This is a genomic window from Pseudomonas sp. Q12-87 (genome assembly GCF_001269755.1).
In the GTDB taxonomy this organism is placed as follows: Bacteria; Pseudomonadota; Gammaproteobacteria; order Pseudomonadales; family Pseudomonadaceae; genus Aquipseudomonas; species Aquipseudomonas fluorescens_S.
In genome coordinates this window covers 245,443-259,207 of record NZ_LHVI01000036.1, presented here as the reverse complement: position 1 = coordinate 259,207, position 13,765 = coordinate 245,443, and the positions used below count along the sequence as shown (strand labels likewise).

The 13,765-nt window shown below is 60.5% G+C and carries 6 protein-coding genes and 1 pseudogene; 6 read left to right on the top strand and 1 reads right to left on the bottom strand.

Annotated elements, in window-relative coordinates; genetic code table 11:
• A pseudogene (locus tag AD663_RS27040) lies at positions 1-5,310 on the bottom strand (LapA family giant adhesin); the annotation flags it as partial.
• 362 nt (positions 5,311-5,672) lie between these two features.
• Here AD663_RS27040 and AD663_RS27035 point away from each other — a divergent pair.
• From AD663_RS27035 to AD663_RS27010, 6 genes are all read left to right on the top strand, one after another.
• Entirely contained in the window at positions 5,673-7,022 is a 1,350-nt protein-coding gene (locus AD663_RS27035) for a TolC family outer membrane protein (protein ID WP_003186928.1), read from the top strand.
• Positions 7,023-7,060: 38 nt separating this feature from the next.
• Positions 7,061-9,217 carry a type I secretion system permease/ATPase gene (locus AD663_RS27030; protein WP_053214852.1) on the top strand — a complete coding sequence of 719 codons (2,157 nt, stop codon included), beginning with the start codon at positions 7,061-7,063 and terminating at the stop codon, positions 9,215-9,217.
• Positions 9,207-10,574 (top strand): HlyD family type I secretion periplasmic adaptor subunit, encoded by a 1,368-nt coding sequence (locus tag AD663_RS27025; protein ID WP_053214851.1) that lies wholly within the window; start codon positions 9,207-9,209, stop codon positions 10,572-10,574. Before AD663_RS27030 ends, AD663_RS27025 begins: the two co-directional genes overlap by 11 nt.
• 349 nt (positions 10,575-10,923) lie before the next feature.
• Positions 10,924-11,826, top strand: a complete 903-nt coding sequence (locus tag AD663_RS27020; RefSeq protein ID WP_053214850.1) for a TauD/TfdA family dioxygenase — start codon at positions 10,924-10,926, stop codon at positions 11,824-11,826.
• A gap of 37 nt (positions 11,827-11,863) precedes the next feature.
• The gene (locus tag AD663_RS27015; protein ID WP_003186920.1) at positions 11,864-12,889 is read left to right on the top strand and encodes an ABC transporter substrate-binding protein; all 1,026 of its coding nucleotides are present in this window, start codon (positions 11,864-11,866) and stop codon (positions 12,887-12,889) included.
• A gap of 5 nt (positions 12,890-12,894) precedes the next feature.
• Positions 12,895-13,755, top strand: a complete 861-nt coding sequence (locus tag AD663_RS27010; protein WP_003186918.1) for an ABC transporter ATP-binding protein — start codon at positions 12,895-12,897, stop codon at positions 13,753-13,755.
• The last annotated feature ends 10 nt before the right edge of the window (positions 13,756-13,765 follow it).

The window sequence follows — 13,765 nt, the reverse complement described above, 5'->3', positions numbered from 1 at the left end:
GTCCGTGACATCCGTAACCGCAGGAGTCGTGCTCGGCACCAGGTTCTCGAAGTTGCCACCGGCAGCTTTATCAATGGAGACTTCCACCTTGCCGGCGTCTTTGTAGACGTCATCTTTCGGCGCGTCGACGGTCACGGTACCGGTCGTGGCGCCGGCAGCGATGTTGATGACCGCGCCGTTGCTCAACGTAACGGTGACAGGCGAGCCAGCAGCGTTAGTCAGTGTTGCGGTGTAAGTGATCTGGCCGCCTTCCGTAACCGTGTCGGTCGCGGTCAAAGTGAGGCCAGTGGTGTCCTGGGTATCGGTCACCGACGTGTCAGCCGGTTTTTCGTCGATAGCCAGTTTTTCGTAGTTACCGCCCTTGGCGTCGTCAATTTTGACGCTCAGGTTGTCTCCGCCTGCCAGGGCGTTGTCTTGCGTGACGAAGTTCACCGAGCCGGAGCTTTCGCCAACCGGGATGGTGATGGTTTGGCCGTTCGACAGGGTGACGACCAGCGGAGCGCCGGTCACTGGAGCGTTCACCGAGGCGGTGTAAACCACGGTGCCGCCTTCGGCAACGGTCGATGTTGCGCTCAGGCTGACAGTCGAAGTGTCGATGGTGTCTGTGACATCCGTAACCGCAGGAGTCGTGCTTGGCACCAGATTCTCGAAGTTACCGCCGGCAGCTTTGTCGATGCTGACTTCAACCTTGCCGGCGTCCTTGTAGACGTCGTCTTTTGGTGCGTCGACGGTCACGGTGCCGGTGGTGGCGCCGGCTGCGATGTTGATCACCGCGCCGTTGCTCAGGGTCACGGTGACGGGCGAACCAGCGGCGTTGGTCAGGGTGGCGGTGTAAACAATCGAACCGCCTTCCGTAACGGTGTCGGTCGCGGTCAAAGTGAGGCCGGTGGTGTCCTGGGTATCGGTCACCGAGGTGTCGGCGGTCTTGCCGTCGATAGCCAACTTCTCGTAGTTGCCACCTTTGGCATCGTCAATTTTGACGCTCAGGTTATCGCCGCCTGCGAGGGCGTTGTCCTGCGTGGCGAAGTTCACTGAGCCGGAGCTTTCGCCGACTGGGATGGTGATGGTTTGGCCGTTGCTCAATGTGACAACGAGCGGAGCGCCAGTAACCGGTGCGTTGACCGAAGCGGTGTAAACCACAGTGCCGCTTTCGGCCACAGTCGACGTTGCGCTCAGGCTGACAGTCGAAGTGTCGATGGTGTCGGTTACGTCAGTGACAGCTGGGGCGGTGCTCGGAACAAGGTTCTCGAAATTGCCCCCGGCAGCTTTATCAATGGTGACTTCCACCTTGCCGGCGTCTTTGTAGACGTCGTCCTTCGGTGCGTCGACGGTCACGGTGCCGGTGGTGGCGCCGGCTGCGATGTTGATGACCGCGCCATTGCTCAGCGTAACGGTGACTGGCGAACCGGCGGCGTTGGTCAGGGTGGCGGTGTAAACAATCGAACCGCCTTCCGTAACGGTGTCGGTCGCGGTCAAAGTGAGGCCGGTGGTGTCCTGGGTATCGGTCACCGAGGTGTCGGCGGTCTTGCCGTCGATAGCCAACTTCTCGTAGTTGCCACCTTTGGCATCGTCAATTTTGACGCTCAGGTTATCGCCGCCTGCCAGGGCGTTGTCCTGCGTGGCGAAGTTCACTGAGCCGGAGCTTTCGCCGACTGGGATGGTGATGGTCTGGCCGTTCGACAGGGTGACGACCAACGGAGCGCCGGTCACCGGAGCGTTGACCGAGGCGGTGTAAACCACGGTACCGCCTTCAGCAACGGTCGAAGTCGCTGAGAGCGAAACGGTACTGGTGTCGATGGTGTCGGTTACGTCAGTGACAGCTGGGGTGGTACTCGGCACCAGGTTCTCGAAGTTGCCACCGGCAGCTTTATCAATGGTGACTTCCACCTTGCCGGCATCTTTGTATACGTCGTCTTTTGGCGCGTCGACGGTCACGGTGCCGGTCGTGGCGCCAGCCGCGATGTTGATGACCGCGCCATTGCTCAGCGTAACGGTGACTGGCGAACCGGCGGCGTTGGTCAGGGTGGCGGTGTAAACAATCGAACCGCCTTCCGTAACGGTGTCGGTCGCCGAGAGGGTCAGACCAGTAGTGTCCTGGGTATCGGTCACCGACGTGTCAGCCGGTTTTTCGTCGATAGCCAGTTTTTCGTAATTACCGCCCTTGGCGTCATCGATCTTGACGCTCAGGTTATCGCCGCCTGCGAGGGCGTTGTCCTGCGTGACGAAGTTCACCGAGCCGGAGCTTTCGCCGACCGGGATGGTGATGGTCTGGCCGTTGCTCAATGTGACAACCAACGGAGCGCCGGTCACTGGAGCGTTGACCGAAGCGGTGTAAACCACGGTGCCGCCTTCGGCCACAGTCGAAGTCGCTGAGAGCGAAACAGTGCTGGTGTCGATGGTATCGGTGACATCGGTGACGGCTGGGGTGGTATTCGGAACCAGGTTCTCGAAGTTGCCGCCGGCAGTTTTATCAATGGTGACTTCAACCTTGCCGGCGTCTTTGTAAACGTCGTCTTTTGGCGCGTCGACGGTCACGGTGCCGGCGGTTGCACCGGCAGCGATATTGATCACAGCGCCATTGCTCAGGGTCACGGTGACTGGTGTGCCAGCAGCGTTAGTCAGGGTAGCGGTGTAGGTGATCTGACCGCCTTCGGTAACCGTGTCGGTCGCACTCAAAGTGAGGTCGGTAGTGTTCTGGGTATCGGTGACCGACGTGTCAGCAGGCTTGTCGTCGATAGCCAGTTTTTCGTAGTTGCCGCCCTTTGCGTCGTCGATCTTCACGCTAAGGTTGTCGCCGCCAGCGAGGGCGTTGTCCTGCGTGGCGAAGTTCACCGAGCCAGAGCTTTCGCCGACTGGGATGGTGATGGTCTGGCCGTTGCTCAATGTCACAACGAGCGGAGCGCCAGTAACCGGGGCATTCACCGAAGCCGTGTAAACCACAGTGCCGCCTTCGGCCACAGTCGAAGTCGCTGAGAGCGAAACGGTACTGGTGTCGATGGTGTCGGTTACGTCAGTAACAGCTGGGGTGGTGCTCGGAACGAGGTTCTCGAAGTTACCGCCAGTGGCTTTATCGATGCTGACCTCAACCTTGCCAGCGTCTTTGTAAACATCGTCGGATGGCGCATCAACAGCCACGCTGCCAGAGGTCGCGCCTGCAGCAATCGTAATAACTGAACCATTGCTCAAGGTCACGGTGACCGGTGTCTCGGCCGGATTGGTCAGCGTAGCGGTGTAGGTGATCTGGCCACCTTCGGTGACGGTGCTGCTGGCCGACAGGGTCAGCTCGGTGGTGTCAACAGAGTCGGTAATCGTGGTAACCGCAGGCGTAGTGCTTGGCACCAGGTTTTCAAAGTTGCCACCGGTCGCGCCTGTGATGGTGGTGCTGACAGTGCTGCCGTTGTTGTAGACGTCATTGGCCGGGGTTTCGACAGCCACGGTGCCGGTGGTCTGGCCCGCAGCGATGGTGATAACCGAGCCATTGCTCAAGGTCACAGTCACCGGAGTCTGAGCCGGGTTGGTCAACGTCGCGGTGTAAACAATCGACCCGCCTTCGGTGATGGTGTTGCTGGCGGTCAGGGTCAGGCCCGTGGTGTCAGCCGAATCGGTAATCGTGGTAACAGCAGGCGTAGTGCTTGGCACCAGGTTTTCAAAGTTGCCACCGGTCGCGCCTGTGATGGTGGTGCTGACAGTGCTGCCGTTGTTGTAGACGTCATTGGCCGGGGTTTCGACAGCCACGGTGCCGGTGGTCTGGCCCGCAGCGATGGTGATAACCGAGCCATTGCTCAACGTCACGGTAACTGGAGTCTGAGCCGGGTTGGTCAACGTCGCGGTGTAAACAATCGAACCGCCTTCGGTGATGGTGTTGCTGGCGGTCAGGGTCAGGCCTGTGGTGTCAGCCGAATCGGTAATCGTGGTAACAGCAGGCGTAGTGCTTGGCACCAGGTTTTCAAAGTTGCCACCAGTCGCGCCAGTGATGGTGGTGCTGACAGTGCTGCCGTTGTTGTAGACGTCATTGGCCGGGGTTTCGACAGCCACGGTGCCGGTGGTCTGGCCCGCAGCGATGGTGATAACCGAGCCATTGCTCAAGGTCACAGTCACCGGAGTCTGAGCCGGGTTGGTCAGCGTCGCGGTGTAAACAATCGAACCGCCTTCGGTGATGGCGTTGCTGGCGGTCAGGGTCAGGCCCGTGGCGTCAGCCGAATCGGTAATCGTGGTGACCGCAGGCGTAGTGCTTGGCACCAGATTTTCAAAATTGCCACCGGTCGCGCCAGTGATGGTGGTGCTGACAGTGCTGCCGTTGTTGTAGACGTCATTGGCTGGCGTCTCAACATTAACGGTGCCGGTGGTCTGGCCTGCAGCGATGGTGATAACCGAGCCATTGCTCAACGTCACGGTAACCGGAGTCTGAGCCGGGTTGGTCAACGTCGCGGTGTAAACAATCGAACCGCCTTCGGTGACGGTGTTGCCTGCCGACAGGGTGACGGTGGTGGTATCGATGGTGTCGGTGATCTGGGTCACGGCCGGCGTGGTGGGCAGGGTCACGGCAATGCCGGTGCCGCCGGTGGTACCGGTCACGGTCACGCTGATCTGGCTTGGGTCGTTATAGACGGTATCGTTCGGCGCCAGCGGGACGTTGACGCTGCCGGTGGTTTGCCCGGCGGGAATCACGATCACGGAGCCGTTGGATAAGGTCACGGTCAGGTCGGTCTGGGCCGCCTGGGTGACAGTCGCGGTGTAGACCAGCACGCCACCGGCCTCGGTCAGGGTCGGCGTGGCGCTCAAGGTCAGCGTCGAATTGAGCACCGCGTTGGCGGTGGTGTTGGCGTTTGTGTCCAGGCCGGTGATGTTGGTGTTGGCAGCTGCGGCCGTCGTCAAGCCGGCCGTTGGGAAGCCAATGGTCGGGTCGACGCTGCCTGCGGTGGCATCCAGCGCTACGAAGCTGTGACCGCCACCGGCAGCACCTGTGCCTGCGGCCGTTGCGCCGGCGGCGGTAGCTTCCAGGGCGGTGGTCGGGTCGGCACCGGCGGCGATGGCTTGTTGCAGCTCATCTACCGATGGCGCGGCCTGGGCGGTGGCCTGCTCAAGATTGGTGGTGGAATCCGGAGCGCTGGCACTCCACTGCGTGTCGCGACCCAGGTCCAGGGTGCGGCCATCAGCCAGTTCCAGCGTGACGGCGCCGGCAGGGCCGGTGTCCAGTTGGTCGCCTACGTTCAGGCGATCACCTTCAATGAGTACGCGCCGAATGCCCTCGGGGGAAACGACGAAAACCTGACCAACAATGCTTTTGACAACGGCAATAACACTGCTCATTGAAGACTCTCCGGGTACCACGTTCAGTAGACTTCCATGGACCCGACAGCCGGCGGCCGTAGCGGTCTGGACGTTATCTATTAGCTAAATGGGAAAAGTATTTTGACGCCGTGACTTGTCAATATTTTGGCTCGAAAAGCGACTGAAGTTTGTTTATGCCAAACTATTGACCTTCTGCTGGCCATCCTAAACAATCGCTTCCGTAATGTCACATTGATATTTAAGCGGCGACCTGTTCTTTCGGTGCGTGATTCAGTTCCTGTTTCGAACTTTCCGACATACGGTCATTCCGGTTGCCATCATCCGATGCAGCGCCATGTTTCGCTGTGATCCAAGACAAGTGTTTCAGGAAGAAAACCCCAATGCGTTCGCACCTGTTCATGGTTTTACCCTTTGCCCTCGCCGCCAGTTTCGTACAAGCACAAACCTTGCCGCAGGCCATGCAACAGGCGCTGGATGTTCATCCTGAAATCCAGGCCGGGGTGAACAGTCGCCTGGCGGCGGACTATCAACTCAAGGCGGCCAAGGGCGGCTACCTGCCTAGAGTGGACCTCGCAGCCGGATACGGCCGTGAAGGCACCGACAGCGTCACCACCCGGTCAGGCGGCAATAATCATTGGGAAACCCTGAATCGCAGCGAGTCGAGCCTGCGCCTGACGCAAATGGTTTTTGACGGTTTTGCGACGTCCAGCGAAGTGGGGCGTCAGCAAGCCACCGTCAATGCCCGCGCCTATTCGTTGCTGGACGCATCCGAGCGCACCGGTCTGACCGTTGCCCAGGTGTACCTGGACGTGCTGACCCGCCGTGAGTTCGTGCGCCTGGCCGAGGAAAACCTCAAGAGCCACGAACGCATCTTCGACCAGATCAAGCTGCGCACTTCCCGTGGCGTAGGCAGCGGTGCCGACCTGGACCAGGCCGAAGCGCGCATGGCCCAGGCTCGCAACAACCTGATCACCGAGCAGACCAACCTGGCCGATGCCGAAACCAACTTCCTCAGCGCCGTCGGTCAACTGCCCGATCAGCTGGAACGCCCCGCCGATTTCATGGCGCTGCTGCCTGCCAACCTGACCGAGGCCCGCGCGCAGATGCTGGAAAACAGCCCGGTACTGCGTTCCGCCGAGTCGGACATCGCCGCCGCCGAGCAGCAGTACCAAGCCGCCAAGTCCAGCTTCTATCCACGCTTTGACGCCGAGCTGGGCCGCACCGCGGACAATGACCTGGACGGTCAGAACGGCCACAACAATGAATGGCAAGCCATGCTGCGCATGCGTTTCAACCTGTATGCCGGCGGCAGCAACAAGGCCGACCTGGAATCCAAGTCGTACCTGTCCAATCAGGCGCTGGACATCCGTAACAATGCGCTGCGCCAATTGACTGAAGAGTTGGGCCTGGCCTGGAACGCCTTGAACAACGCCAATGCCCAGGTACCGATCGCTCAGCAGTACGTGGATCACAGCACCAGCGTGCGCACCGCCTACCAACGGCAGTTCAGCCTCGGCGAGCGGACCCTGCTCGACTTGCTCGACAGCGAAAACGAGCTGTTCAGTGCGTCCCGCCGCTTGGCGGAAATCAAGAACGTTCAGCTGTTCACCCAATACCGGATCAAGGCGACCATGGGCCAGTTGCTTAAAAGCCAGGGCGTGGTCGCGCCGTTGGCATCGGTTGTGCAGAACGACATGAAACCCAAGGTCCAGTTGCCTGGGATGAATTGATCCATCCATCCGGTTTCGACCAGTAAAGAGTGCAGAGCGTGGAATCAGAAGTCAGTCCAGTCGAACTCATCCATGATCCGCGCACGCTGCACGACGACCCGTTGCTGGACGGTTTGTTGGCGCTCTGCATGCTCCATCAGAAGCCGGCCAGCGCGGCGATGCTCACCACCGGCCTGCCGTTGCCCAAGCAGCGGCTGAGCGTCGATTTATTGTCGCGTGCGGCGGCCCGTGCCGGTCTTCAAGGCCGGGTGCTGCAACGCAAGCTCGAGCAGATCCCGACCATAGCCATGCCGGCCCTGTTGCTGCTCAAGGACGGTCGCAGCGCGGTTTTGCTGGGATGGGTCGGTGACGACCAGGCGCGGCTGCTGCTCAGCGAAAGCGATGGCGGCGAAGTGACCGTCAGTCGCGAACTGCTGGCCGACGACTACAGCGGCAAAGTCTTCTTCGCCCAACCCCAACATAAATTTGACGTGAACCACGGCACGCTGATTCCCCGGGCGCGTTCGTGGTTTCGCGACACCCTCAAGCGTTCCCGCTGGCTATACGCCGATGCCATTGCCGCCAGCCTGCTGATCAACATCATCGCCATGGCCGCGCCGCTGTTCGTGATGAACGTCTATGATCGCGTGGTGCCAAACCAGGCCGAATCGACCCTGTGGGTACTGGCTGTCGGCATTACCGGCGCCTACGTGTTCGATCTGATCCTGAAGATGCTGCGTAGCTTGTGCCTGGACCTGGCCGGCAAGAAGACCGACCTGATCATTTCGGCGACGCTGTTCGAACGCATCGTCGGCATGGCCATGAAATACCGCCCCGCGCGGGTCGGCAGCTTTGCCCAGAACATCCATGAATTCCAAAGCCTGCGCGATTTCCTTGCCTCGCTGACCCTCACCAGCCTGATCGACTTGCCGTTCACGCTGTTGATTTTCATGGTTATCGCGATTCTTGGCGGGCACCTGGTGTGGATTCCGGTGCTGGCTTTCCCGATTGCGCTGTTGATCGGTTATGCGCTGCAAAAGCCCCTGGTGGCAACCATGGAGCGAACCATGGCCCTGGGTGCCGAGCGCCAGTCCAGCCTGATCGAAACCCTGGCCGGCCTGGACGCGGTCAAGGTCAACAACGCCGAGAGCGAGCGCCAATACCAGTGGGAACAGACCATCGGTACCCTCAGCCGCCTCGAATTGCGGGTCAAGATGCTGTCCGGCCTGGCGATGAACATCACCTTGCTGATCCAGCAACTGGCCGGCGTGATCATGATTGTCTTCGGCGTCTACCAGATCATCGCCGGTAACCTGAGCATGGGTGGGCTGATCGCCTGCTACATGCTCAGCGGTCGCGCCCTGAGCCCACTGGCGTCGCTGTCGGGCTTGCTCACCCGTTACCAGCAGGCGCGGGTGACCATGACTTCGGTCGACCAGATGATGGAGCTGCCCCAGGAGCGCAATTTCGAAGAGCGTCCGCTGAGCCGCAAGGTGCTGCAGGGCGCCATTGAATGTCGCCAGTTGAATTTCACCTACCCGAACCAGCAGAACGCTGCGCTGAAAAACATCAACCTGGTGATCAAGCCAGGCGAGAAGATCGGCATCATCGGCCGCAGCGGTTCGGGCAAGAGTTCCCTGGCCAAGCTGTTGGTGGGCCTATACCAACCTGACGACGGTGCCCTGCTGGTGGACGGCGTGGACATCCGCCAGATCGATGTCAGCGAACTGCGCTACAACGTCGGTTACGTGCCCCAAGACATCCAGTTGCTGGCCGGTACCCTGCGGGACAATCTCACGTCCGGTGCTCGTTACGTCGAAGACGAACTGGTGCTCCAGGCGGCGGAACTGGCGGGGGTGCATGAATTTGCCCGCCTGCATCCGCAAGGCTATGAACTGCAAGTCGGCGAGCGCGGGCAGAACCTGTCCGGTGGCCAGCGCCAGAACGTCGCCCTGGCCCGTGCGCTGCTGCTCAACCCGCCCATCCTGTTGCTGGACGAGCCCACCAGCGCCATGGACAACACCGGTGAAGAACGCTTGAAACAGCGCCTGGCCGCCGTGGTGGAAAACAAGACAGTGTTGCTGGTAACGCACCGGGCATCCTTGTTGTCGCTGGTAGACCGCCTGCTGGTGATCGACCGTGGACAGATCCTGGCCGACGGCCCGAAAGCGGCCGTCATGGAAGCATTGAAGAAGGGGCAGATCAATGTTGCTTAAGTCGGGCTTCAAGGATTCCGTAGGCCGCTACTTCAAAGGCTCTGCCTCGTTGCATGGACAACCACTGCCCGAGGTCAACAAGGCGCTGATCGAAGACGCCCCGCGTGTGGTGCGTCTGACCATCTGGGGAATCATCGGCTTCTTTGTGTTCCTGATGCTCTGGGCGAACTTCGCCGTGATCGATGAAGTAACCAAGGGCGACGGCAAGGCGATTCCATCGTCCAAGATCCAGAAAATCCAGAACCTGGAGGGCGGGATCGTCGCCGAGCTGTTCGTCAAGGAAGGGCAGATCGTCGACGCGGGCGCGCCGTTGATTCGTCTGGACGACACGCGGTTTGTCTCCAACGTGGGCGAAACCGAAGCCGATCGCCAGGCCATGCTGTTGCGCGTCGAGCGTCTGAGCGCCGAGGTGGATGACCGACCGCTGAATTTCCCCGTTGATGTACTCAAGGCCGTACCACGCCAGGCCGCCAGCGAAGAATCGCTATACCTCAGCCGTCGCCAGCAACTGCACGATGAGATCGGCGGCTTGCAAGAACAATTGATCCAGCGCCAGCAGGAGTTGCGCGAGTTCGTTTCCAAACAGTCGCAGTACCGCTCCGGCCTGGCGCTGCAACGTCAGGAAATCAACATGTCCGAGCCGTTGGTGGCCCAAGGCGCGGTGTCGCCGGTGGAAGTGCTGCGGCTCAAGCGCGCCGAGGTCGAAACCCGTGGGCAACTGGACGCCACGACGCTGGCGATTCCTCGTGCCGAATCGGCGATCAAGGAAGTGCAGCGCAAGATCGACGAAACCCGCGGTAAATTCCGTAGCGAAGCCCTGACCCAGCTCAACGAGGCGCGCACCGATCTGAACAAGGCCCAGGCCACCGGCAAGGCCCTCGAAGATCGGGTGAGCCGTACCCTGGTGACGTCTCCGGTGCGCGGCATCGTCAACAAGTTGCTGGTGAACACCATCGGCGGGGTGATCCAACCCGGCAGCGACCTGGTGGAGATCGTGCCGTTGGACGACACCATTCTGGTGGAGGCGAAAATCCGTCCCCAAGACATCGCTTTCCTGCACCCTGGCCAGGACGCCACGGTGAAATTCACCGCGTATGACTACACCATCTACGGCGGCCTGAAAGCCAAGCTGGAACAGATCGGTGCCGATACCATCACTGATGAAGACAAGAAAACCACCTACTACATCATCAAACTGCGCACCGAACGCAGCCACCTGGGCACCGATGAAAAGCCACTGCTGATCATTCCCGGCATGGTGGCGTCGGTGGACATCATCACCGGCAAGAAAACTGTGCTCAGCTACCTGCTCAAGCCAATCATCAAGGCCCGGGCCGAGGCGTTGCACGAGCGCTAATCCCCCCTGCCAATCGGTGACAGGGCCGCTTTTGTGTGGCGAGGGAGCTTGCTCCCGCTGGGTCGCGCAGCGGCCCCAAAAAAAGCGATGAGCGCTTCGCACTCAAGCGGGAGCAAGCTCCCTCGCCACGGGTTGGTGTCGCTTTTCAAATTTGTTTTTGCATCTCAAGTCAAAAGCAATATCGTTATTCATTAACGGTATTTAAATTTCAATTCTTATACCCTTAAAGTCATCCCCCTGCGTACCTGCCGACCAATCGGCGCGCCGCACGACACAAACCGACACGGTAACCCCGTGAGATTTTGATCGATGCGCGCCTGTTCAAGCGCGCCGTGCGTGGGAGTGATGTATGCCAGCCGTCTCTTATTCACCAGATTCAAATACCCAAAGCATCGCGCCACAGCCGTTCGAGGTCCGCCCGTTCAGCGGTGCCGTCGGCGCCGAGATCGTTGGGCTGGATCTGTCCCGACCAATCAATGACCATGACTTTGCCCGCATCCACCGCGCGCACCTGGACTATCACGTCGTCGTGTTCCGCGACCAGCGCATCACCCCCGAACAACAAATCGCCTTCAGCCGCCGTTTTGGCGTGTTGCAAGTCCATGTGCTCAAGCAGTTCCTGTTGGCCGAGCATCCGGAAATCCTCATCGTTTCCAACATCATCGAAAACGGCCAATCCATCGGCCTCGGTGACGCTGGAAAATTCTGGCATTCGGACCTCTCCTACAAAGAGCTCCCCAGCCTGGGCTCGATGCTCCATGCCCAGGAGCTGCCAAGCGAAGGCGGTGACACGCTGTTTGCCGACATGCACAAAGCCTGGGAAGGCTTGCCCGAAGCGTTGCGCAAGGCGGTGGAAGGCCGTTCGGCGGCGCATTCCTACACGGCGCGCTACAGCGAAACCAAATTCGAAGGCAACTGGCGTCCAACGCTGACACCGGAGCAACTGGCCCAGGTCGCCGAAGTCGTCCATCCGATCGTGCGCACCCACCCGGAAACCGGGCGCAAGGCGTTGTTCGTCAGCGAGGGTTTCACCACCCGTATCGTCGGCCTGCCGGAGGATGAAAGTGCAGCGTTGCTGGCCGAGCTGTATGCCCACAGCGTGTTGCCGCAAAACATCTATCGCCATCAATGGCAGCCCCATGACTTGGTGTTTTGGGACAACCGTTCGCTGATCCACCTGGCCGCCGGTTGCCCGAGCCATCTGCGCCGCAAGCTGTATCGCACCACCATCCAGGGCGATGCCCCTTTCTGATCGGCTGCGCCTGGCGCAAAGAGCTTGGAGAATCACCATGTCCAAACGCATTGCTTTTGCACCGCTGGCCGCGGCCATCGGCCTAGGGTTCAGTTTGCTGGCCGGCAGCCTGGTGGCGCCTCCCAGCGCCCACGCCGAGGGCGAGATTCGCATCGCCGAACAGTTCGGCATCGTTTACCTGCTGCTGAACGTCGTTCGTGATCAACAACTGATCGAAAAATATGGCAAGCAAGAAGGCATCGACATCAAGGTCGACTGGACCCAATTGTCCGGCGGCGCGGCGGTCAACGATGCGCTGCTGTCGGGTTCCATCGACATTGCCGGGGCCGGCGTCGGGCCGTTGCTGACCATTTGGGACCGCACCCATGGCAAGCAGAACGTCAAGGCAGTGGCCTCCCTGGGCAACTTCCCCTATTACCTGCTGAGCAACAACCCGAAGGTCAAGACCATCGCCGACTTCACCGAACAGGACCGTATCGCGGTGCCAGCGGTGGGCGTTTCGGTGCAGTCGCGTTTCCTGCAGTACGCCGCCGCGAAGCAGTGGGGAGACAAGGAATTCAACCGCCTCGACAAATACACCCTGGCCGTTCCCCACCCGGACGCCACGGCGGCGTTGATTGCTGGCGGCACCGAGTTGACCGGGCATTTTTCCAACCCGCCGTTCCAGGACCAGGCGCTGCAAAATCCCAGCGTCCATGTAGTGCTCAATTCGTATGACGTGCTCGGGCCGAACTCACCCACGGTGCTGTTCGCCACGGAGAAATTCCGCGATGAAAACCCGAAGACCTACAAGGCGTTCGTCGAGGCGCTGACCGAGGCGGCGGAGTTCGCACAGAAGGACAAAGGCGCGGCGGCGGATACCTACCTGCGCGTGACGAAGGCCAAGATCGACCGGGCGACCCTGCTGAAAATCATCGACAACCCGCAGATCGAATTCACCGTCACGCCGAAAAACACCTACCCGCTGGCGGAGTTCCTCTACCGCGTCGGCGCAATCAAGAACAAGCCGGCGTCGTGGGAGGATTATTTCTTCCAGGACGCCAAACCGTTGCAGGGGAGCTGATTGTCATGAACGCGCCATTGCAAGGCCACGCGGCCAGCAATCCCACTGCCACCGGCACGGCGTTGCTGTCGGTGGATAACGTCAGCCTGGAATACCGCACCCCGCAGCGTGTGGTGCGGGCTACCCACCAGGTGAGTTTCGAGGTCGACCCGGCGGACCGTTTTGTCTTGCTCGGCCCGTCCGGTTGCGGCAAGTCCACCTTGCTCAAGGCCATCGGCGGTTTCATCGCGCCCTGCGAAGGCGAGATTCGTTTGCAAGGCCAGGCCGTCCGCGCGCCAGGGCCGGACCGGATCGTGGTGTTCCAGGAATTCGATCAACTGCCGCCGTGGAAAACCGTGAAGCAGAACGTGATGTTCGCGCTGCTGGCGTCCCATACCCTCAAGCGTCGCGAGGCCGAGGAGCGGGCGTTGCATTACCTGGACAAGGTCGGGTTGGCGGCGTTTGCCGATGCGTATCCCCACACCTTGTCCGGCGGCATGAAGGCCCGGGTCGCCATTGCCCGGGCATTGGCGATGCAACCGAAAATCCTGTTGATGGACGAACCCTTCGCCGCCCTCGATGCGCTGACCCGACGCAAGATGCAGGAAGAATTGCTGCTGCTCTGGGAAGAGGTGCGCTTCACGCTGCTGTTCGTCACCCACTCCATCGAAGAGGCGTTGGTGGTGGGCAATCGCATCCTGTTGCTATCACCCCATCCGGGACGTGTGCGGGCGGAGATCCACAGCCATCAGTACGACTTGCACAGCCTCGGTGGCGTGGCGTTCCAGCACACCGCGCAGCGCATCCATCGGCTGCTGTTCAATGAAGGCCAGCCGGCGGAAGCCGAGCGTGAGCTGGACTTCACCGACATTCGTATCGCGTATTAAGGGGATTTTC